Here is a 22107-nt window from a genome sequence, read left to right on the forward strand (position 1 = left end):
CGGTCTTTTGAAGCAAAAGCGTACACAGGTTATCCACAAAATTCAGACAGCCAGTTGGTCACTAGCGGCCGGTGCCTGTGGCGCCGGTGGCAGTGAGCCCATTTCACGCTGGGTTTTCTCGTTCCACGCCTGCACACGGTCATTCAGATCAGCGATGGCGCGCGGCCCACTGCCTTCGGCATACATCGGTTCGCCAATGACCACGGTGATCACTCCGGACTGTTTACCCCAGCCGATTTTCGGCCAGAATTTGCCGGCATTGTGTGCAATTGGCAGCACCGGAAGCGCCGCATTCACAGCCAATGCGCTGCCACTGCGAGAGAACTTCCCAACGGTGCCGTACGGGACTCGTGTCCCTTCCGGAAAAATCAGCACCCAGACGTTGTCCTTGAGCAGCTCATCGCCTTTGGCCGCGACCTGTTTGAGCGCGGCTTTCGGGTTGTCGCGGTCAATGGCGATCGGGCGCAGCATGGCCATCGCCCAGCCGAAGAACGGCACGTAGAGCAATTCGCGCTTGAGCACTTGGCTCAATGGCGAGAAATAAGCGGAGAGAAAGAACGTCTCCCATGTGCTCTGGTGGTTAGATTGAATCACGCAGGGCCGGTCCGGCACGTTCTCCGCGCCTTTGATTTCGTAGCGGATGCCGAGGAAAACCTTGGTCAGCCACAGGGCGCAACGGCACCAGTACACGTTGATGAAACGATAGCGCGCCTTGAAGGACAGAAACGGCGCGATGAAAAAGCTCAGGCTGCACCACAGCAACGCTGTTGTGCCCAGCAGCAGATAAAAAACAAAGATTCTGAAGGCCCGCAGTATCGACATGGCGACGGTTACCGTTACGGGGCAATGCCCCGACTGTTCAAGCGCACTCCCGAGCAATCCCTGGCCAGGAAATTCAGAAGTACTCTAGTTGTGGATAAGTTCTGCGGCAATCGCCGCCAGATCGTCAAAAATCAGAGTGCCAACCGGCAGGGTTTTGCCCTGAGTCTTCTCGCCTTTCCCGGTCTTCACCAAAACTGGCTGTGAATCGACGGCTTTGGCGGCCTCCAGGTCACCAAGGCTGTCGCCGACGAACCAGACGTTGGTCAACGGCACCGTGTAATGCTCGGCAATGGTTTTCAACATTCCTGGTTTCGGTTTGCGGCAATCGCAACCCTCATCCGGGCCATGCGGGCAATACACGATCAAGCCAACTTCACCGCCCTGCTCCGCGACCAGCTCGCGCAGGCGCGCGTGCATGGCCTCGAGGGTGGCGAGGTCGTAATAGCCGCGAGCAATGCCCGACTGGTTGGTGGCCACCGCCACCGTCCAGCCGGCCTTGCTCAACTGCGCAATCGCTTCGATCGAGCCGGGCAGCGGAATCCACTCCTCCACCGACTTGATGTAGGCATCGGAGTCGTAATTGATCACGCCGTCACGATCGAGAATCAGCAGTTTCAACAGCAATCCCTCAACCCAGCAGCGAAATGTCGGCAACACCGAGGAACAGCCCACGCAGACGCGCCAGCAGCGCGTAACGGTTGGCCCGCACATTGGCATCGTCGGCATTGACCATCACTGCGTCGAAAAACGCATCGACCGGCTCGCGCAGGGCCGCCAGGCGCGCCAGCGATTCGTTGTACTGACGCGCCGCGGCCATTGGCTGCACCGCTTGATCCGCTTGCTGGATTGCCGAATACAGCGAGAACTCGTTGGCGTTGTCGAAATACTTGGCCTCGACCACGGTCGGTACCGAGCCTTCGACTTTGCTCAACAGGTTCGACACACGCTTGTTCACCGCCGCCAGCGCTGCCGCTTCCGGCAGTTTGCGGAAGGCCTGCACCGCCTGCACACGCTGGTCGAAGTCCAGCGCCGAGCCCGGCTTGAGGGCACGGACCGACAGGTAAGTGGCGACGTCGACGCCTTCGTCTTCATAACGCGCACGCAGGCGGTCGAAGATAAATTCCAGCACGGCTTCGTTGAGACCGGCAGCCTTGACCTTGCCGCCGAACGCATTCACCGCGAAAGCCACGGCGTCGTTCAGGTCCAGATCCAGTTGTTTCTCGATCAGGATACGCAGCACGCCCAGTGCCGCACGGCGCAGGGCATACGGGTCTTTGCTGCCGGTTGGCAGCATGCCGATACCGAAGATGCCGACCAGAGTGTCGAGCTTGTCGGCGATGGCGACGGCTGCACCGGTCAGGGTCGCTGGCAATTCGGCACCGGCACCGCGTGGCATGTACTGCTCGTTCAGTGCCAGCGCGACATCCTGTGGCTCGCCGTCATTGAGGGCGTAGTAGTAACCGGCGACACCTTGCATCTCCGGGAACTCGCCGACCATTTCGGTGGCCAGGTCGCACTTCGACAGCAGGCCTGCGCGGGCTGCCCACGAGGCGTTGCCGCCGATGCGTGCGGCGATGTACGCGGCCAGTTTCGATACGCGCTCGGCCTTGTCGTAGACGCTGCCGAGTTTTTCCTGGAACACCACGTTCTGCAGGCGCAGGTTGAACTCTTCGAGCTTCTGCTTCTTGTCCTGCTTGAAGAAGAACTCGGCGTCGGTCAGGCGTGGGCGCACCACTTTCTCGTTACCGGCGATGATCTGCTGCGGGTCTTTGCTTTCGATGTTGGCCACGGTAATGAAACGTGGCAGCAACTTGCCGTCGGCATCCAGCAGGCAAAAGTACTTCTGGTTATCCTGCATGGTGGTGATCAGCGCTTCCTGCGGCACGTCGAGGAAGCGTTCCTCGAACGAGCACACCAGCGGCACCGGCCATTCGACCAGCGCGGTCACTTCGTCAAGCAGCGCCGGCGGCACAATCGCCGTGCCTTCCTGACGCGTGGCCAGTTCTTCGGTGCGCTTGCTGATGATCTCGCGACGCTCGTTGGCATCGGCCAATACGTACGCGGCACGCAGGTCGGCGAGGTAGCTCGACGGCGAACCGATGCGTACGGCTTGCGGATGGTGGAAACGGTGACCACGGGAATCACGGCCAGCCTTCTGCGCGAGGATCGTGCAGTCGATGACCTGGTCACCGAGCAGCATCACCAGCCACTGGGTCGGACGCACGAATTCTTCCTTGCGTGCCCCCCAACGCATGCGTTTCGGAATCGGCAGGTCGTTCAGCGAGTCTTCGACGATGGTCGGCAGCAGGCTCGCGGTCGGCTTGCCGGCGATGTTCTGGCTGTAGCGCAGTTTCGGACCGCTCTGGTCGATTTCGCTTAGCTCGACGCCGCACTTCTTGGCGAAGCCCAGGGCGGCCTGAGTCGGATTGCCATCAGCGTCGAACGCGGCCTGACGTGGCGGGCCATCGAGGTTGATGCTGCGATCCGGCTGCTGAGTGGCCAGCGCAGTGATCAGCACGGCCAGACGACGTGGCGCGGCATAAACGGTTTTGCTTTCGTAGCTCAGGCCGGCGGCTTGCAGGCCCTTGTCGATACCGGCGAGGAACGCATCAGCCAAAGTGTTCAGGGCTTTGGGTGGCAGTTCTTCGGTGCCCAGTTCAACCAGAAAATCTTGCGCACTCATTGTGCAGCCTCCAGCTTGGCCAGTACTTCGTCACGCAGATCCGGGGTCGCCATCGGGAAGCCCAGCTTGGCGCGTGCCAGCAGGTAGGCTTGCGCAACGGAACGCGCCAGGGTGCGCACGCGCAGAATGTATTGCTGACGCGCAGTCACCGAGATCGCCCGGCGCGCATCCAGCAGGTTGAAGGTGTGCGACGCCTTCAACACCATTTCGTAGCTCGGCAACGGCAGCGGCTGGTCGAGTTCGATCAGGCGCTTGGCTTCGCTTTCATAGAAGTCGAACAGCTCGAACAGTTTGTCGACGTTGGCGTGTTCGAAGTTGTAGGTGGACTGCTCCACTTCGTTCTGGTGGAACACGTCGCCGTAGGTGACTTTGCCGAACGGGCCGTCAGCCCAGACCAGGTCGTAGACCGAATCGACGCCTTGCAGGTACATCGCCAGACGCTCGAGACCGTAGGTGATCTCGCCGGTCACCGGGTAGCACTCGATGCCGCCCGCTTGCTGGAAGTAGGTGAACTGGGTGACTTCCATGCCGTTGAGCCAGACTTCCCAGCCCAGACCCCAGGCGCCGAGGGTCGGCGATTCCCAGTTGTCTTCGACGAAGCGGATGTCGTGCACCAGCGGGTCAAGGCCGACATGCTTGAGCGAGCCCAGGTACAGCTCCTGAAAATTGTCCGGGTTCGGCTTCAGGACTACCTGGAACTGATAGTAGTGCTGCAGACGGTTCGGGTTTTCGCCGTAACGGCCGTCAGTCGGACGGCGGCTTGGCTGCACGTAAGCGGCGTTCCAGGTTTCCGGGCCGATGGCGCGCAGGAAGGTCGCGGTGTGGAAAGTGCCGGCGCCTACTTCCATATCGTAGGGCTGAAGTACCACACAACCTTGCTCGGCCCAGTATTGCTGGAGCGCGAGGATCAAGTCTTGGAAGGTACGCACGGCTGGCGTAGGCTGGCTCACGAAATTCACCTGTTTCTTGGGCTGCGATTTAAAGAGCGGGAGTATACCCGATTCGTTGCTGCGCACGCCCCCTGGAGCCTTATGCCACGCTGCTTTTGGTGTACCGAAGATCCGCTGTACATGGCTTATCACGATCAGGAGTGGGGCACGCCGCTGCGCGATGCGCAGGGTTTGTTCGAGTTGCTTTTGCTCGAAGGGTTCCAGGCCGGGCTGTCGTGGATCACGGTGTTGCGCAAACGTGAGCGCTATCGCCAGGTGCTGTTCGGCTTCGACGTGCAGCGCGTCGCGCAGATGAGCGATGCCGAAATCGACGAGCTCATGCTCGACCCGGGCATCATCCGCAATCGCCTGAAACTCAATGCTGCGCGGCGCAATGCTCAGGCGTGGCTGGCGCTGGAAGATCCGGTGGCGTTGCTCTGGTCGTTTGTTGGCGAGCAACCGATCATCAATCATTTCAAGGATCGCAGCGAAGTCCCGGCGATCACCCCAGAAGCGCTGGCGATGAGCAAGGCGCTGAAAAAAGCCGGCTTCACCTTCGTCGGTCCGACCATTTGCTACGCGCTGATGCAGGCCTCGGGCATGGTCATGGACCACACCCGGGATTGCGACCGCTACGCGCAGCTCGCCAACGCCGGTTAGAATGCCCGCCTCGCGCACAGCACAAAGATCAGGAGTGACCTGTGGAAAAGTTTAAAGGAGCCTTGCTGGTAGGCGCTCTGCGGCTGTTTGCCCTGCTGCCATGGCGAGCCGTGCAGGCCGTGGGTTCGGCGATCGGCTGGATCATGTGGAAAACCCCCAACCGTTCCCGCGACGTGGTGCGGATCAACCTCGCCAAGTGTTTTCCACAGATGGATGCGGCCGAACGTGAGCGCCTGGTCGGGCAGAGTCTGAAGGACATCGGCAAGTCGCTGACCGAAAGCGCCTGCGCGTGGATCTGGCCGGCGCAGCGCTCGATCGATCTGGTCCGTGAAGTCGAAGGCCTTGATGTGTTGAAAGACGCGCTGGCCTCGGGCAAAGGCGTGGTCGGCATCACCAGCCACCTCGGCAACTGGGAAGTGCTCAACCACTTCTATTGCAGCCAGTGCAAACCGATCATTTTCTACCGTCCGCCGAAGCTCAAGGCAGTGGATGAATTGCTGCGCAAACAGCGCGTGCAGCTGGGCAACAAGGTCGCAGCGTCGACCAAGGAAGGCATTCTCAGCGTCATCAAGGAAGTGCGTAAGGGCGGTGCTGTGGGCATCCCCGCCGACCCGGAACCGGCCGAATCCGCCGGGATTTTCGTGCCGTTCTTCGCCACTCAGGCGCTGACCAGCAAATTCGTGCCGAACATGCTGGCCGGCGGCAAAGCGGTCGGTGTGTTCCTGCATGCCCTGCGCCTGCCTGACGGCTCGGGCTACAAAGTCATTCTCGAAGCCGCGCCCGAAGCGATGTACAGCACCGATACCGCAGAGTCCTGCGCGGCGATGAGCAAGGTAGTGGAACGTTATGTTGCGGCGTATCCGAGCCAGTACATGTGGAGCATGAAACGCTTCAAGAAGCGTCCGCCGGGCGAGGCGCGCTGGTACTGAGCCGCCTCCATGTGGTGACGGTAAATGCAGACGCTTTGCGCTATCTGTAGCTCAAGGCGTCTGCCGCTCGAGCCTCCTCAGAAACACTGTCATCTCCTTCTCGGCCTGTTTGTCCCCATGAGCGCGGGCCGCTTCCAGGCCCTTTACCCAGGCCTGACGCGCAGCGGCGTGATCGCCTAACGCCAGCTGCGCCTTGCCCAGCAGCTTCCACGCCGCCGAGTATTTCGGATCGAACGCGACACAACGCTGAAAATGCTCGGCAGCCTTGGCGTTGTCACCCAAGTCCAGATAACCCTTGCCCAGACCGAAGCGCAGCAGAGCGTTATCCACACCCTTGGCGAGCATTTTTTCCAGGGATTCGAGCATTGGCGGATTCCTTTCTATTGTTCGTCAGAGAACCTGCGAGTCTGTCAGACCGCTTTCGCGAGCAGGCTCGCTCCCACAGTTGGAATGCATTCCACTGTGGGAGCGAGCCTGCTCGCGAAGGGGCAATTACGGGCAACGTTGTTTTCAGGTCAGAAAAAGCTCAACCCCACATGAAACAGCTTCTCCACATCGCGAATATGCTTTTTATCCACAAGGAACAGAATCACGTGGTCGCCCGCTTCGATCACCGTGTCGTCGTGAGCGATGATCACTTTCTCATTTCGGATCACCGCGCCGATGGTGGTGCCAGGCGGCAGGCCGATCTTTTCTATTGGCTTGCCGATCACCTTGCTGGATTTCGCATCACCGTGGGCAATCGCCTCGATCGCTTCCGCCGCGCCGCGCCGCAGTGAGTGCACGCTGACGATATCGCCGCGACGCACGTGGGCGAGCAAGGTGCCGATGGTCGCCAGTTGCGGGCTGATGGCGATATCGATGTCGCCGCCCTGGATCAGATCGACATAGGCCGGGTTGTTGATGATCGTCATGACCTTCTTCGCCCCCAGCCGTTTGGCCAGCAGCGACGACATGATGTTGGCTTCGTCATCGTTGGTCAGGGCGAGGAAGATATCGGCGTCGGCGATGTTCTCTTCCAGCAGCAGATCGCGGTCCGAGGCACTGCCCTGCAACACTACGGTACTGTCGAGGGTGTCGGAGAGGTAGCGGCAACGCGCCGGGCTCATCTCGATGATCTTCACCTGATAACGGCTTTCGATGGCCTCGGCCAGACGCTCGCCGATCTGCCCGCCGCCGGCGATGACAATGCGTTTGTAGGTTTCGTCGAGGCGGCGCATTTCGCTCATCACCGCGCGAATGTCCTCACGGGCGGCGATGAAGAACACCTCGTCATCGGCCTCGATCACCGTGTCGCCCTGGGGCAGGATCGGCCGATCACGGCGGAAGATCGCCGCGACGCGGGTTTCGACGTTCGGCATGTGCTCGCGCAACTGGCGCAGTTGCTGGCCCACCAGCGGCCCGCCGTAGTAGGCGCGCACCGCTACCAGTTGCGCCGCGCCTTCGGCGAAGTCGATCACCTGCAACGCGCCGGGGTGCTGGATCAGGCGCTTGATGTAATTGGTCACGACCTGCTCGGGGCTGATCAGCACGTCGACCGGAATCGCTTCGTTCTGGAACAGCTGTTCCTCGCGATTGAGGTACGACGCTTCGCGCACCCGGGCGATTTTGGTCGGCGTGTGGAACAGCGTGTGGGCGACCTGGCAGGCGACCATGTTGGTTTCGTCGCTGTTGGTCACCGCGACCAGCATGTCGGCGTCGTCGGCACCGGCCTGACGCAGCACCGACGGCAGCGAGCCCCGGCCCTGCACGGTGCGGATGTCGAGGCGGTCGCCGAGGTCGCGCAGGCGCTCGCCATCGGTGTCGACCACAGTGATGTCGTTGGCCTCGCTGGCCAGATGTTCGGCCAGCGAACCGCCGACCTGTCCTGCACCGAGGATGATGATTTTCATCCAGTCACTCCATGAATCCGTTTAGCCGCGCGCGGCGGCGATCTTGATCAGCTTGGCGTAGTAGAAGCCGTCATGCCCGCCCTGCTGGGCCAGCAACTGGCGACCATGGGGCTGCTTGATGCCGGCCGCGGTGGCCAGATCGAGTTCCCGCGCGCCGGGGGTGCGTTCGAGAAACGCAGCGATGACTTCGGTGTTCTCGGTCGGCAGCGTCGAGCAGGTGGCGTAGAGCAGGATGCCGCCGACCTCGAGGGCTTTCCACATCGCATCAAGCAGTTCGCCTTGCAGTTGCGCGAGCGCGACGATGTCGTCGGGCTGGCGGGTCAGCTTGATATCCGGATGGCGGCGGATCACCCCCGTGGCCGAACATGGCGCATCGAGCAGGATGCGCTGGAACGGTTTGCCATCCCACCATTTATCGATATCGCGACCGTCGGCGGCGATCAACTCAGCGTTGAGGCCGAGGCGCTCAAGGTTTTCCTTCACGCGCACCAGACGTTTGGCTTCAAGATCCACCGCCACCACCCCGGCCAGCGCCGGCTCGGCTTCGAGGATGTGGCAGGTCTTGCCGCCGGGGGCGCAGCAGGCGTCGAGCACCCGCTGCCCCGGCGCCAGATCAAGCAGGTCGGCAGCCAGTTGCGCGGCTTCGTCCTGCACGCTGATCCAGCCTTCGGCGAAACCCGGCAGGCTGCGCACGTCGGCAGCGGCTTCGAGGACGATGCCGTCGCGGCTGTAAACGCACGGCGTCGCGGCGATCCCGGCTTCGCCCAGCAACGCAAGATAAGCATCGCGGCTGTGATGGCGACGGTTGACCCGCAGGATCATCGGCGGATGCGCGTTGTTCGCTGCGCAGATCGCTTCCCACTGCTCGGGCCAGAAGGCCTTCAGGGATTTTTGCAGCCAGCGCGGGTGAGCCGTGCGCACCACCGGGTCGCGTTCCAGCTCAGCGAAGATCGTCTCGCTTTCGCGCTGGGCATTGCGCAGCACGGCGTTGAGCAGACCTTTGGCCCAGGGCTTTTTCAGCTTGTCGGCGCAACCGACGGTTTCGCCGATGGCGGCGTGGGCCGGGACGCGGGTGTAGAGCAGTTGATACAGACCGACCAGCAGCAACGCCTCGACATCGGCGTCGGCGGCTTTGAACGGTTTCTGCAGGAGCTTTTCTGCCAGCGCCGAAAGACGTGGCTGCCAGCGTGCGGTGCCGAAGGCCAGGTCCTGAGTGAAACCGCGATCGCGATCCTCGACCTTGTCCAGTTGCGTCGGCAGGGAGCTGTTCAGCGAAGCCTTGCCGCTGAGTACGGCTGCGAGGGCCTTGGCGGCGGCCAGACGCGGATTCATTGCGCGTCCACCGCAGCGCCGAGCACGCTGCCGACGGCGAATTTCTCGCGGCGGCTGTTGAACAGGTCGCTGAAGTTCAGCGCCTTGCCGCCGGGCAATTGCAGGCGGGTCAGGCACAGCGCTTGGGCACCGCAGGCGACGATCAGCCCGTCCTTGCTGGCGCTGAGGATTTCACCTGGGGCGCCATTGCCTTCGGCCACTGTCGCGGCCAGCACTTTCAACGCTTCGCCATTGAGTGTGCTGTGGGTGATCGGCCATGGATTGAAGGCGCGGACCAGACGTTCCAGCTCCAGCGCCGGACGGTTCCAGTCGATGCGTGCTTCGTCTTTGTTGAGTTTGTGTGCGTAGGTTGCGAGTTCGTCATTCTGCACCTCACCTTGCAGGGTGCCGGCAGCCAAACCGGCAATCGCCTGCACCACAGCGGGCGGCCCCATCTGGGCGAGGCGATCATGCAGGGTGCCGCCAGTGTCATCGGCGCTGATCGGGGTGACGACCTTGAGCAGCATCGGCCCGGTATCCAGCCCGGCTTCCATGCGCATCACGGTCACGCCGCTTTCGGCATCGCCGTGTTCGACCGCGCGCTGGATCGGCGCCGCACCGCGCCAGCGCGGCAGCAACGACGCATGGCTGTTGATGCAGCCCAGACGCGGAATATCCAGCACCGCTTGCGGCAGGATCAGACCGTAGGCGACCACCACCATCAGATCCGGCTTCAGCGCGGCCAGCTCTGCCTGAGCCTCGGCATTGCGCAAGGTCGGCGGCTGCAACACCTGGATATTATTTTCCAGGGCGAGTTGTTTGACCGGGCTCGGCATCAGTTTTTGCCCACGGCCGGCGGGGCGATCCGGCTGGGTGTAGACCGCGACGATCTCGTACGGGCTGCTCAGCAGGGCCTTGAGGTGTTCGGCGGCGAATTCCGGGGTGCCGGCAAAAACAATGCGCAGTGGCTCAGTCATGAAAGGCGTCTCATAAAAAGAAAAAGGCTTGCCGCAGCAAGCCTTTGAAGAGGGGCATCAAGCGTTCTGGCGGTGCAGCTTTTCCAGCTTCTTCTTGATCCGGTCGCGTTTGAGCGTGGACAGGTAATCGACGAACAATTTGCCGTTGAGGTGGTCGCATTCGTGCTGGATGCACACCGCGAGCAGACCTTCGGCGATCAGCTCATAGGGTTTGCCGTCGCGGTCCAGCGCCTTGATTTTGACCTTCTGCGGGCGGTCGACGTTTTCGTAGAAACCCGGTACCGAGAGGCAGCCTTCCTGATACTGGTCCATCTCGTCGGTCAGCGATTCGAACTCGGGGTTGATGAACACCCGTGGCTCGGTACGGTCTTCGGACAGGTCCATCACGACGATACGTTTGTGCACGTTGACCTGGGTCGCGGCGAGGCCGATGCCCGGCGCTTCATACATTGTTTCAAACATGTCGTCGACCAACTGACGCACTTCGTCGTCCACTACAGCCACTGGTTTGGCGATAGTGCGCAGACGCGGGTCCGGAAATTCGAGGATGTTTAAAATGGCCATAGGCTTCGATTGCTGCACACGTTGAGTAAAGTCGGGTCGATGGCCTGGCGGGTCCGAAGATGCAGGCTACCGTTGTGAAGCGTAGCTTCTGAAAAACAGAAGCGAGCCACGGGGGCTCTGACGATTCACGCGAATGCACATGATAAAGGGATTCACTGCATGAGGAAAACACTACTCGCCCTGCTGCTTCTGGCTTCGGCCGGCGCCGCACAAGGGCAAGTGCAACTCAGGGATGGTTTTCCACAGCAATACACGGTGGTTTCCGGGGACACGCTCTGGGACATTTCCGGCAAATACCTGCGCGAGCCGTGGCAATGGCCACAATTGTGGCGGGCCAACCCGCAGATCGAAAACCCCAATCTGATCTATCCCGGCGACACGCTGACCCTCAGCTACGTCAACGGCCAGCCGCAACTGACCGTCCATCGTGGCGAGTCGCGCGGCACGATCAAGCTCTCGCCACGGATTCGCACCAGCCCGGTGGCCGAGGCGATTCCGAGCATTCCGCTGAAATCGATCAACAGCTTTCTGCTGAGCAACCGCATCGTCGACAAGGCCGAAGACTTCGACAAGGCGCCTTACATCGTCGCCGGCGATGCCGAACGGGTGCTCAGCGGTACCGGTGATCGCATTTTCGCCCGCGGCCATTTCGATCCTGAGCAACCGGTGTACGGCATCTTCCGCCAGGGCAAGGTCTACACCGACCCGCAGACCAAGGAATTCCTCGGCATCAACGCCGACGATATCGGCGGCGGCGAGGTTGTTGCCACCGAAGGCGACGTCGCCACCCTCGCCCTGCAGCGCACCACTCAGGAGGTACGGCTCGGTGACCGCTTGTTCGGCGGTGAAGAACGTTCGATCAATTCGACGTTCATGCCCAGCGCGCCGAAGCGTTCCATCGACGGCGTGATCATCGACGTGCCGCGCGGCGTCACGCAGATCGGTGTGATGGATGTGGTCACCCTGAACAAGGGCAAACGCGACGGTCTGGCCGAGGGGAACGTACTTGCGGTGATGAAAACCGGCGAAACCGTGCGTGACCGGATCACCGGCCAGCCGCTGAAGATTCCCGATGAACGCGCCGGCCTGCTGATGGTGTTCCGCACCTACGACAAACTCAGTTACGGCCTGGTCCTCAATGCTTCACGCTCGCTGGCGGTGCTCGACAAGGTGCGAAATCCGTAAGCTTGCTTAACAAGTTACCAACAGAGTTATCCACAACTTGTTCCGAATGGTTCGGAGCATAGAACGATCAAGGATGATCCATTCATGTTGTCTGTCAGTACGGCCATTTCCCCGGCGGAACTGGAAGCGCGTCTGCGCCTGCACCGCATGCCGGATATCGGTCCCAAGCGTTTTGCCAAGTTGCTCGAAGCCTTCGGCTCGGCGTCCAAAGCCCTCAGCGCGCCGGCCAGTGCCTGGCGCTCACTCGGGTTGCCGGCGGCCTGTGCCGAAGCACGGCGTTGTCCGACGGTGCGCGACGGCGCCAGCCACGCAATGCGCTGGCTAGAGCGTCCCGATCAACATTTGCTGATGTGGGATCAAGCGGATTACCCAGCGTTGCTGGCGCAAATTGCCGATCCGCCGCCGCTGTTGTTTGTTGCCGGCGATCCTTCGATTCTGGAAAAACCGCAACTGGCGATGGTCGGCAGCCGCCGCGCTTCGCGCCCGGGCATGGATACGGCGGCGGCGTTTTCCCGCAGTCTGGCCGGGGCCGGTTTTGTCATCAACAGTGGTCTGGCGCTGGGCATCGATGCCGCTGCCCATCAGGCTGCTCTGGATGTTGGCGGCTTGACCGTGGGTGTGCTCGGCACGGGCCTGGAAAATTTTTATCCACAACGCAATAAACGCCTGGCTGAGGCAATGATTGCCTCAGGAAGCGCGGTGCTTTCCGAGTTTCCGCTGGACGCCGGGCCGAGCCCGAGCAACTTCCCCCGGCGCAACCGCATCATCAGCGGGTTGTCCCTCGGCGTGCTGGTGGTCGAGGCCAGCGTTGCCAGCGGTTCGTTGATCACCGCGCGGCTGGCAGCCGAACAGGGCCGCGAGGTTTATGCCATTCCGGGCTCGATCCATCACCCCGGCGCGCGCGGTTGTCACCAGTTGATTCGCGACGGGGCGGTGCTGGTGGAGACTATCGAACACATCCTCGAAGCCCTGCGCGGCTGGCAGCAGCCGTTGTTATCCACAGCGGCGGCGCAGGCCGATCACCCGTTGCTGGCGCTGCTGCACGCGGCGCCGCACACCAGCGAGGCCTTGGCCGCGAGCTGTGGCTGGGCGTTGCCGAAAGTGCTGGCAACGTTGACCGAGCTGGAAATCGAAGGCCGTGCGCTATGCGAAAACGGTCGCTGGCTGGCGCGGTCGAGCTAGGTTTTACGATGAAGATCGGTAAACTGCGCGAAACCTGTTTGTGGAGAGTTTTTTCATGGTCAACAGTTGGCGTGTGCAACAAGCCGCGCGTGAAGTTCGCGCCGGCGCGGTGATTGCCTATCCAACCGAAGCCGTTTGGGGGCTGGGTTGCGACCCGTGGAACGAAGACGCAGTGGACCGCTTGCTGGCGATCAAGAATCGCTCGGTGAGCAAGGGGCTGATCCTGGTCGCCGACAACATCCGTCAGTTCGATTTCCTCTTCGAGGACTTCCCGCAGGACTGGATCGACCGCATGGCCAGTACCTGGCCGGGGCCGAACACCTGGCTGGTGCCGCACCAGAATCTGTTACCGGAATGGGTCACAGGCGTGCATGACACCGTGGCGCTGCGGGTCAGCGATCACCCGCAGGTGCGCGACCTGTGCTCGCTGGTCGGGCCGCTGATTTCGACATCGGCCAACCCTCAGGGGCGACCGCCGGCGCGCACGCGTTTGCGCATCGAGCAGTATTTTCGTGGTCAGGTCGACCTGGTGCTTGGCGGCAGCCTTGGCGGGCGCAAGAACCCCAGCGTGATCCGCGACCTGGCGAGCGGTGACGTCATTCGTCCTGACTGACACCAATTCTTTTGTGTTTTGTGCGCACTCCTCGGCGGTATCGGCGAGGAGTTTTGCGCATGCCTGCAATTATTTCTGCAGCTGTTTAAAGCCTGTCTGTTGCAATTGTTCTTGCATGCGTCAGACGAATCTTTGAGTCTGAAATATCTGTAAGTTTTCACACGTGATTATCAGAACGCGTGCAGTGGCGAGATTTCCAAAAGCATCCATTCTTTCAATGTGCTTGAAGCAACTTCGAAATATTAATGGCTGCGGAGAAGTAATGGATATTACGGATTTACACCTCAAGGATTATCTGCAGGGCTTTCAGGAGACACTCAAGAATCAACAGGCCGACTATCGTGTGGCCATTCTTGAGGCAGGATCGGATGCCGGGGAATTTGAACGCTTCATCAATCGGCAGTTTCGCCTGCGATTGCAGCATTACATGCTCACCTCCAGAGCCCGGGCGCTGGAAACCCGCTTGGCGATCACCTCGCGCAGCACGCACTTTCTGTTGTATCAGCGTGATCAGCTTATTGCGGTGCTGCGGGCAACCCCGGCGCCCTTCGAATGGGCTTCACTGGCGCAGCATCATGTGTCTCCCACTGTGGCATTGGCGCGCCACGTCGAGTTCAGCCGCCTGATCACCCATTCCCAGCAGCACCGGCCGGTGTCGGTCAATGGTCTGCTTGCCACCGCTGCGGAATGGGCGATTGATCGTGGATATCAGGGAGTGACGGCCTTGTGCAGATCGCCACAGCGGCAACTGTATCAGCGCTTCGGCCTGACCCCGATCGCTTCGCAGGCAATGCATATCGAGCAACGTGCCCGTGGCGATTATTGGCTGTTGTCTGCCGAGTGGCGACAAATCCTCATGGCCCTGGATCAGCCGGTAAACATGAACGCGCATCAGCCGGAGTATCGTGATGTTTTTAACCGTCAGTATTGATCCGCCAGTGATTGAAGAGTGGGCTGAGAAATGGCTCGTATATGAATCGAAGAAGTTGCGCAGGAAGTTTGCCGGTCGCAGGCCTGCGGCGAAGAAACTTCACCGCAAGATGTACTTGATATAGCCACAAGAACCTCGGCGAACTCATGGAAGAGTTCGCCGAGTATCAACTTGAGGCGTTATGGCAGCAGAATTGTGGAACCGGTCGTGCGCCGTGCCGACAGTTCGGTTTGTGCTTTCGCCGCATCCGCCAGTGCATGGCGCTGGCTGATGTCGACCTTCAGTTTGCCACTGATGATCATCTCGAACAGCTCGTCGGCCATGCGCTGCAGGTTCTCGGCGTTGTTGGCGTAGGTCGCCAGCGTAGGCCGGGTGACGTAGAGCGAACCCTTGGCGGCGAGAATGCCCAGATTGACGCCATCTACCGCGCCCGAAGCATTGCCGAAACTCACGACCAGGCCCCGTGGTGCGACGCTGTCCAGGGATGTGAGCCAAGTGTCCTTGCCGACGCCGTCATACACCACCGGGACTTTCTTGCCGTCAGTCAGCGCCAGCACGCGCTCGGCAACGTTTTCATGGCTGTAGTCGATGGTCGCCCAGGCGCCGTTCGCCTTGGCCAGTTCTGCTTTTTCCTTCGAGCTGACGGTGCCGATCAGCTTCACGCCCAGCGCTTTGGTCCATTGGCAGGCCAGCGAGCCGACGCCACCGGCTGCGGCGTGGAACAGAATGGTTTCGCCGCCCTGCAGTTGGTAGGTCTGGCGCAGCAGGTATTGCACGGTCAGGCCCTTGAGCATGACCCCGGCGGCGGTTTCGAAACTGATTTCATCGGGCAGGTGCACCAGATTGTCCTGCGGCAGCACATGCAACTGGCTGTAGGCGCCGAGCGGGCCGCTGCCGTATGCCACGCGATCGCCAACCTTGAACCGGGTGACGTCGCTGCCCACCGCTTCGACCGTGCCGGCGCCTTCCGAACCCAGGCCGGACGGCAACGCCGGTGGCGCGTAGAGGCCGCTGCGGTAATAGGTGTCGATGAAATTCAGGCCGATCGCCTGGTTGGCCACGCGCACCTGATTCGGCCCGGGCGCAGCGGGTTCGTAGTCAACATATTCGAGCACTTCGGGACCGCCGTGGGCGCGGAACTGGATACGCTTTACCATCTGCCTGCTCTCCTTGGGTCGTTGCTAAGCCCTCTATCCAACTCCCCTGCTTGATCTTCGTCAACTGCGGCGCGCCGGTCTGCGATGGTATGCTACGCGCCCATTTGCGCCGCCCGCCTGCCCGGGCGCCGCCCGATTCAAGGTGAAGCCATGACGACCCGCACCGACGCCGTAAAGGCCTATCTGCTCGATCTGCAAGACCGCATCTGCGCTGCACTGGAAACCGAAGACGGCGGCAAATGCTTCGTCGAAGACGCCTGGACCCGGCCGGCGGGCGGTGGCGGGCGCACCCGCGTGCTGGAAAACGGTACGCTGATCGAAAAGGGCGGCGTCAATTTTTCCCACGTGTTCGGCAGCGGCCTGCCGCCCTCGGCCAGCGCCCATCGGCCGGAACTGGCCGGGCGTGGCTTCGAGGCGCTCGGCGTGTCGCTGGTGATTCATCCGCACAACCCGCATGTGCCGACCTCCCACGCCAACGTGCGTTTTTTCATTGCTGAAAAAGAAGGCGAAGAACCGGTCTGGTGGTTCGGCGGAGGTTTCGACCTGACCCCTTACTACGGCGTTGAAGAAGACTGCATTCATTGGCACCGCGTCGCCGAGCAAGCCTGTGCGCCGTTCGGTGCGGACGTCTATCCGCGCTACAAGGCCTGGTGCGACACCTACTTCCACATCAAGCATCGCCATGAGCCGCGCGGCATTGGCGGTCTGTTCTTCGATGATCTGAACGAGTGGGATTTCGACACCAGCTTCGCCTTCATGCGCGCCATCGGCGATGCCTATATCGAGGCCTACCTGCCGATCGTGCAACGGCGCAAGAACGACGCCTTCACCGCACAGCAACGCGAATTCCAGGAATTCCGCCGTGGCCGCTACGTCGAATTCAACCTGGTTTACGACCGTGGCACGCTGTTCGGCTTGCAGTCGGGTGGCCGTACCGAATCGATTCTGATGTCGCTGCCGCCGCAAGTGCGCTGGGGTTATGACTGGAAGGCCGAGCCGGGCAGCGCAGAAGCGCGCCTGACCGAGTACTTCCTGCAGGATCGCGACTGGCTGGCCGAGGCCTGAGGACGGGTGATGGATCGTTACGTTGTTTTTGGTAACCCGATCGGCCACAGCAAGTCGCCGATGATTCACCAGTTGTTCGCCGAACAGACCGGCCAACGCCTCGACTACAGCACGCTGCTCGCGCCGCTGGATGATTTTACCGGCTGCGCCACGGCATTCTTTCGCGAAGGCCGCGGCGCCAACGTGACAGTGCCGTTCAAGGAAGACGCTTACCGGCTGGCCAACAGCCTGACCGCCCGCGCGCAGCGCGCTGGTGCGGTGAACACCTTGAGCAAACTGGACGACGGTTCGCTGCTCGGCGACAACACCGATGGCGCCGGCCTGGTGCGTGATCTGACGGTGAATGCCGGGTTCAGCCTGACCGGCAAGCGCATCCTTTTGCTCGGCGCCGGCGGCGCGGTGCGCGGTGCGCTGGAGCCGTTGCTGGCAGAGAGACCGGCCTCGGTGATCATCGCCAATCGCACCGTGGACAAGGCTGAACTGCTGGCCGAGTTGTTCTGCGATCTCGGGCCGGTGTCGGCCAGTGGTTTCGACTGGCTGCGCGAGCCGGTGGACGTGATCATCAACGCCACCTCCGCCAGCCTGACCGGTGACGTGCCGCCGATTGCGCCAAGCCTGATCGAGCCGGGCCAGACCCTGTGCTACGACATGATGTACGGCAAGGAACCGACCGCGTTCTGCCGCTGGGCCACTGAGCACGGCGCGGCGCTGGCGATGGATGGTCTGGGCATGCTCGCCGAACAGGCGGCCGAAGCGTTCTACCTGTGGCGCGGCATACGCCCGGATACCGCGCCGGTACTCGCCGAGCTGCGCCGCCAACTGGCCCTTTAAGCGTTGCTCCCACATTGAAATGCGATCAATGTGGGAGCGAGCCTGCTCGCAAATCGCATCACCACCGATATCAGCTCAATCCTCAAACCTGATTGGGCACTTCTCCGCCCCCTCCAGCTTCCTCAACTCCTCCACCACCGGCGGCCGCGCCCGGCGCAAGGTCAGGCTGCGACCCTGGGCCAGCAGGCGCCGCGCTTCCTGATGCAGCATCTCTACCCCTGAATAATCGATGAAGTTGATCTGCTGTGCCTCAATCACCACCCGCGCGCCATGCAGGCGTTGCAGGCGCACTTGCAGGTAATGGCTGGCGCCGAAAAAGATCGAACCGCCCACCCGCAGCACATCGTCGTCACCGTCGCGCCAATGCTGCACCCGTGGTTGCGAGGTGCGCTTGAGGTAGAAAAACAGCGACGCCAGCACTCCGGCGTAGATCGCCGTCTGCAATTCCAGCAGCAAGGTCGCGAGGCAGGTCAGGGCCATCACCACGAACTCGGCGCGGCTGACCCGCAGCAAAGCGCGAATGCCCCGGTGATCGACCAGACCCCAGGCGATCAACAGGATGCTGCCTGCCATGGCGGGGATGGGAATGTGCGCGATCAGCCCCGCGCCGAACACCGCGAACAGCGCCACCCAGATTGCCGAAAATACCCCGGCCAGCGGCGAGCAGGCACCCGCCTCATAACTCAATCCCGAGCGGGTAAACGATCCGGCGGACAGCGACCCGGAAAAGAACGCACCGACAATATTCGACAGACCCTGTGCGCGGACTTCCTGATTGGCGTCGAGCAACTGTTGCGAGCGCGCCGATATCGAACGGGCGATCGACAGACTGGTCACCAGCCCGAGCATGCCCACCGCCACGGCGCTCGGCAGCAGGCGCAGGATCAACTCCGGATCCAGCGGCAAGGCGCTCAGGGGCGGCAGGCGCCCGACGAAAGCGCTGACCAGATGCACGTGACCAAACATCGCCGGCCAGATCCACACCAGCAGACTGGCCAGCACCAGCGTGAGCAACAGCGTCGGCCAGCGCGGCAGGAGTTTTTTCAGGGCCACACCGACGATTACCGTGGCGACGCCAAGGATCAGCGAAGGTTTATCCACAGCCCCCAGATGTCGCAGCAGATCCATCAGGCTGGCGAGCGCCGTGGTGTTGGCCGGCAACTCCAGGCCGAGCAAGTTGGGCAACTGCCCGATGGCGATGACCACCGCAGCACCGAGGGTGAAGCCGAGCACCACCGAATGCGAAACGAAATTCACCAGTGCGCCAAAGCGCAGCAAGCCGAGCAACCACTGGAAAATCCCGGCGAGGAACGTCAGCAGCAGGATCAGGGTGATGTAGTCCTCAGACGCAGGCACGGCGAGCGGGCTGACGCTGGCGTACAGCACGATGGAAATCGCCGCTGTCGGGCCGCAGATCAGATGCCACGACGAACCCCACAGGCAGGCGATCAATACCGGAATGATCGCCGCATACAGGCCGTATTCCGGTGGCAAACCGGCAATCAGTGCGTAGGCAATCGACTGGGGCAAGGCGAGAATTGCACCGCTGAGGCCGACGATCAGGTCCCGTCCGACGCTGGCGCGGGTTTGCCGTGGCAGCCAGGAGAGAAAGGGGAACAGTGAATGACGGCTGGGGAAGGCCATGGGTCCTCGCGGTTGGGGTTTTGTTCAAGGTTATCAGGGTGTCAGGTGTAAAAGCCCTCACCCTAGCCCTCTCCGTGAGGGAGAGGGGACTGACCGAGCTGTTTGTTGAAGATTCACCGACCTGCGATTTCGGCGTTGAACGCAAGTTTTGATTCAACAGCGATCGGCTCCCTTTCCCCCTCGCCCCTTGGGGGAGAGGGCTGGGGTGAGGGGGCAAAAATCTCCAGCCGAACGCTATTCCAGCAACCCTGAGATCAAAGCTTGGCCTTCACCGCCACCAACGCATCCTTGCCATCCACGGTCTTCACCCCATCCAGCCACTTGTCCAGCACCGCCGGATTCGCCTTGATCCATGCCTTCGCTGCTTCGGCATTGCTGATTTTCTTGTTCACCACCTCGGCCATGATGCTGTTCTCCATGTCCTGGGTGAACGCCAGATTGGTCAGCAACTTGCCCACATTCGGGCAGGCCTCGGCGTAGCCCTTGCGGGTCAGAGTGAAGACGTTGCCGGTGTCGCCGAAGTATTTTTCGCCGCCCTTGAGGTAACGCATTTTCAGCTGCACGTTCATCGGGTGTGGGGTCCAGCCGAGGAATGTGACGAATTTCTGTTTCTTCACCGCCCGCGACACTTCGGCGAGCATCGCCTGTTCGCTGGACTCGATCAGCTTCCACTGACCCATGTTGAAGTCGTTCTTCTTGATGATTTCCTGCAACGAAATGTTCGCCGGCGCGCCTGATCCGATGCCGTAGATCTTCTTGTCGAACTTGTCGGCGAATTTGTTCAGGTCGGTAAAATCATGCACACCCGCCTCCCAGACATAGTCGGGGACGGCGAGGGTGAATTCGGTGCCTTCGAGATTTTTCGCCAGTTGCGTCACATCACCGGTGGCGACGAACTTGTCGTAGAAGCCCTGCTGCGCCGGCATCCAGTTGCCGAGAAACACGTCAACCTGACCATCCTTCAATCCGCCAAAGGTGATCGGCACCGCAAGGGTGTCGACCTTGGCCTTGTAGCCCATGCCGTCGAGCAGAAATCCGGTGATGGCATTGGTCGCGGCGATGTCGCTCCAGCCCGGATCGGCCATTTTCACGATTTCGCAACTTTGCTCGGCGAAAGCCGAGGCGCTGCTCAATGCGATCAGGCCAACGGTGACAGCTGTGGATAACTTGCGCATGGACTTCCCCTTAACTTATTGGTTTTGGCAGGGTTGTGGATAACGGGCCTTGCGCTCCAGATCATCAAGGTCGATGTGGTTGCGCATGTACTGCTGACTGGCATCGACCAGCGGCTGGTGGTCCCAGCTCTTCAGCTTGCCGATGGTTAACGCATCGGCGACGAAACGGCGTCGGCGCTGGCTGGCCAGCACGTCCCGATGGATTGCCGGAATGTCCCACTTGGCCCGCGCTTCAGAGAGAAAGTCTTCGAACAGCTGACGATGTTGCGGCGATTGGCTCAGTTCCTCTTCTTCGCGCGGATCGTTATCCACATCGAAGAGTAGGCACGGGTCGCTTTCGCTGTAGATAAATTTGAAGGCGCCCCGGCGGATCATCATCAGCGGGCTGACAGTGCCTTCGGCCATGTATTCGCCGAACACCTCGTCATGCCCGCCCTGCCCTTGCAGGTGCGGCAGCAAGGAACGGCCGTCCAGTGGCAGGCCCGGCTCAAGCGTGCCACCGGCCAGATCCACGAACGTCGGCAGCAAGTCGGCGGTGGAAACCGCGGCGCTGACCCGGCCCGCCTCGAATTGTCCCGGTGCGCTGATCAGCAGCGGCACCCGCGCGGCCATCTCGAACCAGTGCATTTTGTACCAGAGGCCCTTCTCGCCGAGCATGTCGCCATGGTCACCGGAGAAGACGATGACGGTGTCGTCGATCAGCCCGGTTTCCTCAAGGGTTTGCAGCAGCTTGCCGACATTGGCGTCGATATAGCTGCAAGCACCGAAGTAGGCGCGACGGGCATCGCGGATCTTATCCACAGGCAGCGGCTTGTCCCACAGGTCGTAAACCTTGAGCAGACGTTGCGAGTGCGGATCGAGTTGGTCCTGGTTCAAGGCTGTAGGCAACGGGATATCGGCATCGTCATACAGATCCCAGAAAGCCTTGGGAATCGTGTACGGATCGTGCGGGTGGGTCATCGACACGGTCAGGCAGAACGGTTGCTCGCCGTCCTCGCGAATGTGATCGAACAGATATTGCTGCGCCTTGAACACCACCTCTTCGTCGAAATCCAGCTGATTGGTACGCACGCACGGCCCGGCTTGCAGCACGGAAGACATATTGTGATACCAGCTCGGCCGCACGTCCGGCTCGTCCCAGTTCACCGCCCAACCGTAATCGGCCGGGTAGATGTCGCTGGTCAGGCGTTCTTCATAACCGTGCAACTGGTCCGGCCCGCAGAAATGCATCTTGCCCGACAGTGCGGTGCGGTAGCCGAGACGCCGCAGGTAATGCGCGTAAGTCGGAATGTCGGCAGGGAAATCAGCGGCGTTGTCGTAGGCGCCGATCTTGCTCGGCAACTGGCCACTGACCAGGGTGAAGCGCGACGGCGCGCACAGCGGGCTGTTGCAATAGGCAGCATCGAACACCACGCCTTGGGCGGCGAGGCGGGATAGATTCGGCAGTTTGATCGGCGATGGGCCGTAGAACGGCAACATTGGCGCGGCCATTTGATCGGCCATGATGAAAAGAATGTTCTTGCGCTTCATGTGATCGCGGCATTCCATGTTGAATAT

General features: G+C 61.3%; 21 protein-coding genes. 8 read left to right on the top strand and 13 right to left on the bottom strand.

Annotated elements, in window-relative coordinates:
* Window positions 1-42: 42 nt before the first annotated feature.
* The 4 genes from PS14A_RS25895 to glyQ form a co-directional block, all read right to left on the bottom strand.
* A complete protein-coding gene (locus tag PS14A_RS25895) occupies window positions 43-822 on the bottom strand; it encodes a lysophospholipid acyltransferase family protein (RefSeq protein ID WP_137214499.1) in 780 nt (259 codons plus the stop codon).
* A gap of 84 nt (window positions 823-906) precedes the next feature.
* A complete protein-coding gene (gene gmhB, locus PS14A_RS25900) occupies window positions 907-1446 on the bottom strand; it encodes a D-glycero-beta-D-manno-heptose 1,7-bisphosphate 7-phosphatase (protein ID WP_164488352.1) in 540 nt (179 codons plus the stop codon).
* 4 nt (window positions 1447-1450) lie between these two features.
* Entirely contained in the window at window positions 1451-3505 is a 2055-nt protein-coding gene (gene glyS, locus PS14A_RS25905) for a glycine--tRNA ligase subunit beta (protein ID WP_212617535.1), read from the bottom strand.
* A complete protein-coding gene (gene glyQ / locus PS14A_RS25910; RefSeq protein ID WP_003187265.1) occupies window positions 3502-4455 on the bottom strand; it encodes a glycine--tRNA ligase subunit alpha in 954 nt (317 codons plus the stop codon). Before glyQ ends, glyS begins: the two co-directional genes overlap by 4 nt.
* An 81-nt stretch (window positions 4456-4536) precedes the next feature.
* On the opposite strand from glyQ, the gene tag reads away from it, so the two are divergent.
* Complete coding sequence (tag, locus tag PS14A_RS25915; protein ID WP_212617536.1) at window positions 4537-5094, top strand: DNA-3-methyladenine glycosylase I; 558 nt, start codon at window positions 4537-4539, stop codon at window positions 5092-5094.
* A gap of 41 nt (window positions 5095-5135) precedes the next feature.
* Window positions 5136-6023: a lysophospholipid acyltransferase gene (locus PS14A_RS25920; RefSeq protein ID WP_024014955.1), complete on the top strand. Its 888-nt coding sequence runs from the start codon at window positions 5136-5138 to the stop codon at window positions 6021-6023.
* Window positions 6024-6074: 51 nt separating this feature from the next.
* Here PS14A_RS25920 and PS14A_RS25925 read toward each other — a convergent pair whose 3' ends face one another.
* The 5 genes from PS14A_RS25925 to def form a co-directional block, all read right to left on the bottom strand.
* Window positions 6075-6389 (bottom strand): tetratricopeptide repeat protein, encoded by a 315-nt coding sequence (locus PS14A_RS25925; RefSeq protein ID WP_212617537.1) that lies wholly within the window; start codon window positions 6387-6389, stop codon window positions 6075-6077.
* Between the two features lie 149 nt (window positions 6390-6538).
* Window positions 6539-7915 carry a Trk system potassium transporter TrkA gene (gene trkA / locus PS14A_RS25930; protein ID WP_016772381.1) on the bottom strand — a complete coding sequence of 459 codons (1377 nt, stop codon included), beginning with the start codon at window positions 7913-7915 and terminating at the stop codon, window positions 6539-6541.
* A gap of 21 nt (window positions 7916-7936) precedes the next feature.
* Window positions 7937-9247 carry a 16S rRNA (cytosine(967)-C(5))-methyltransferase RsmB gene (gene rsmB, locus PS14A_RS25935; RefSeq protein ID WP_130911435.1) on the bottom strand — a complete coding sequence of 437 codons (1311 nt, stop codon included), beginning with the start codon at window positions 9245-9247 and terminating at the stop codon, window positions 7937-7939.
* On the bottom strand, window positions 9244-10203 hold the full coding sequence (fmt, locus tag PS14A_RS25940; RefSeq protein WP_212617538.1) for a methionyl-tRNA formyltransferase: 960 nt from the start codon (window positions 10201-10203) through the stop codon (window positions 9244-9246). Before fmt ends, rsmB begins: the two co-directional genes overlap by 4 nt.
* A gap of 57 nt (window positions 10204-10260) precedes the next feature.
* Window positions 10261-10767, bottom strand: a complete 507-nt coding sequence (gene def, locus PS14A_RS25945; RefSeq protein ID WP_095182315.1) for a peptide deformylase — start codon at window positions 10765-10767, stop codon at window positions 10261-10263.
* A gap of 159 nt (window positions 10768-10926) precedes the next feature.
* Between def and PS14A_RS25950 the strand changes: the two genes are divergently transcribed.
* The 4 genes from PS14A_RS25950 (at window position 10927) to PS14A_RS25965 (ending at window position 14678) form a co-directional block, all read left to right on the top strand.
* Complete coding sequence (locus PS14A_RS25950; protein ID WP_133335465.1) at window positions 10927-11952, top strand: LysM domain-containing protein; 1026 nt, start codon at window positions 10927-10929, stop codon at window positions 11950-11952.
* 84 nt (window positions 11953-12036) lie between these two features.
* Window positions 12037-13134 carry a DNA-processing protein DprA gene (dprA, locus tag PS14A_RS25955; RefSeq protein ID WP_212617539.1) on the top strand — a complete coding sequence of 366 codons (1098 nt, stop codon included), beginning with the start codon at window positions 12037-12039 and terminating at the stop codon, window positions 13132-13134.
* Window positions 13135-13189: 55 nt separating this feature from the next.
* Entirely contained in the window at window positions 13190-13747 is a 558-nt protein-coding gene (locus PS14A_RS25960; protein ID WP_137214509.1) for an L-threonylcarbamoyladenylate synthase, read from the top strand.
* A gap of 163 nt (window positions 13748-13910) precedes the next feature.
* Window positions 13911-14678 carry a hypothetical protein gene (locus PS14A_RS25965; protein ID WP_241662912.1) on the top strand — a complete coding sequence of 256 codons (768 nt, stop codon included), beginning with the start codon at window positions 13911-13913 and terminating at the stop codon, window positions 14676-14678.
* Window positions 14679-14857: 179 nt separating this feature from the next.
* Here the strand turns inward: PS14A_RS25965 and PS14A_RS25970 are convergent, their stop codons facing one another.
* Complete coding sequence (locus tag PS14A_RS25970; RefSeq protein WP_212617540.1) at window positions 14858-15835, bottom strand: quinone oxidoreductase; 978 nt, start codon at window positions 15833-15835, stop codon at window positions 14858-14860.
* 150 nt (window positions 15836-15985) lie between these two features.
* Between PS14A_RS25970 and hemF the strand changes: the two genes are divergently transcribed.
* Both hemF and aroE read left to right on the top strand, forming a co-directional pair.
* Window positions 15986-16900, top strand: a complete 915-nt coding sequence (gene hemF / locus PS14A_RS25975; protein WP_071173933.1) for an oxygen-dependent coproporphyrinogen oxidase — start codon at window positions 15986-15988, stop codon at window positions 16898-16900.
* A gap of 9 nt (window positions 16901-16909) precedes the next feature.
* Window positions 16910-17731, top strand: coding sequence for a shikimate dehydrogenase (gene aroE / locus PS14A_RS25980; RefSeq protein ID WP_212617541.1), 822 nt, complete (start codon window positions 16910-16912; stop codon window positions 17729-17731).
* A gap of 75 nt (window positions 17732-17806) precedes the next feature.
* Here aroE and PS14A_RS25985 read toward each other — a convergent pair whose 3' ends face one another.
* The 3 genes from PS14A_RS25985 to betC all read right to left on the bottom strand — a co-directional run bounded on the left by PS14A_RS25985 (window position 17807) and on the right by betC (window position 22080).
* Window positions 17807-19375 carry a SulP family inorganic anion transporter gene (locus PS14A_RS25985; protein ID WP_212617542.1) on the bottom strand — a complete coding sequence of 523 codons (1569 nt, stop codon included), beginning with the start codon at window positions 19373-19375 and terminating at the stop codon, window positions 17807-17809.
* A 254-nt stretch (window positions 19376-19629) separates the two neighbouring features.
* A complete protein-coding gene (choX, locus tag PS14A_RS25990; RefSeq protein ID WP_212617543.1) occupies window positions 19630-20550 on the bottom strand; it encodes a choline ABC transporter substrate-binding protein in 921 nt (306 codons plus the stop codon).
* A 15-nt stretch (window positions 20551-20565) separates the two neighbouring features.
* Window positions 20566-22080 carry a choline-sulfatase gene (betC, locus tag PS14A_RS25995; RefSeq protein ID WP_212617544.1) on the bottom strand — a complete coding sequence of 505 codons (1515 nt, stop codon included), beginning with the start codon at window positions 22078-22080 and terminating at the stop codon, window positions 20566-20568.
* Window positions 22081-22107 lie beyond the last annotated feature (27 nt).

The organism is Pseudomonas sp. 14A (assembly GCF_018132745.1).
GTDB lineage: Bacteria > Pseudomonadota > Gammaproteobacteria > Pseudomonadales > Pseudomonadaceae > Aquipseudomonas > Aquipseudomonas mercuritolerans.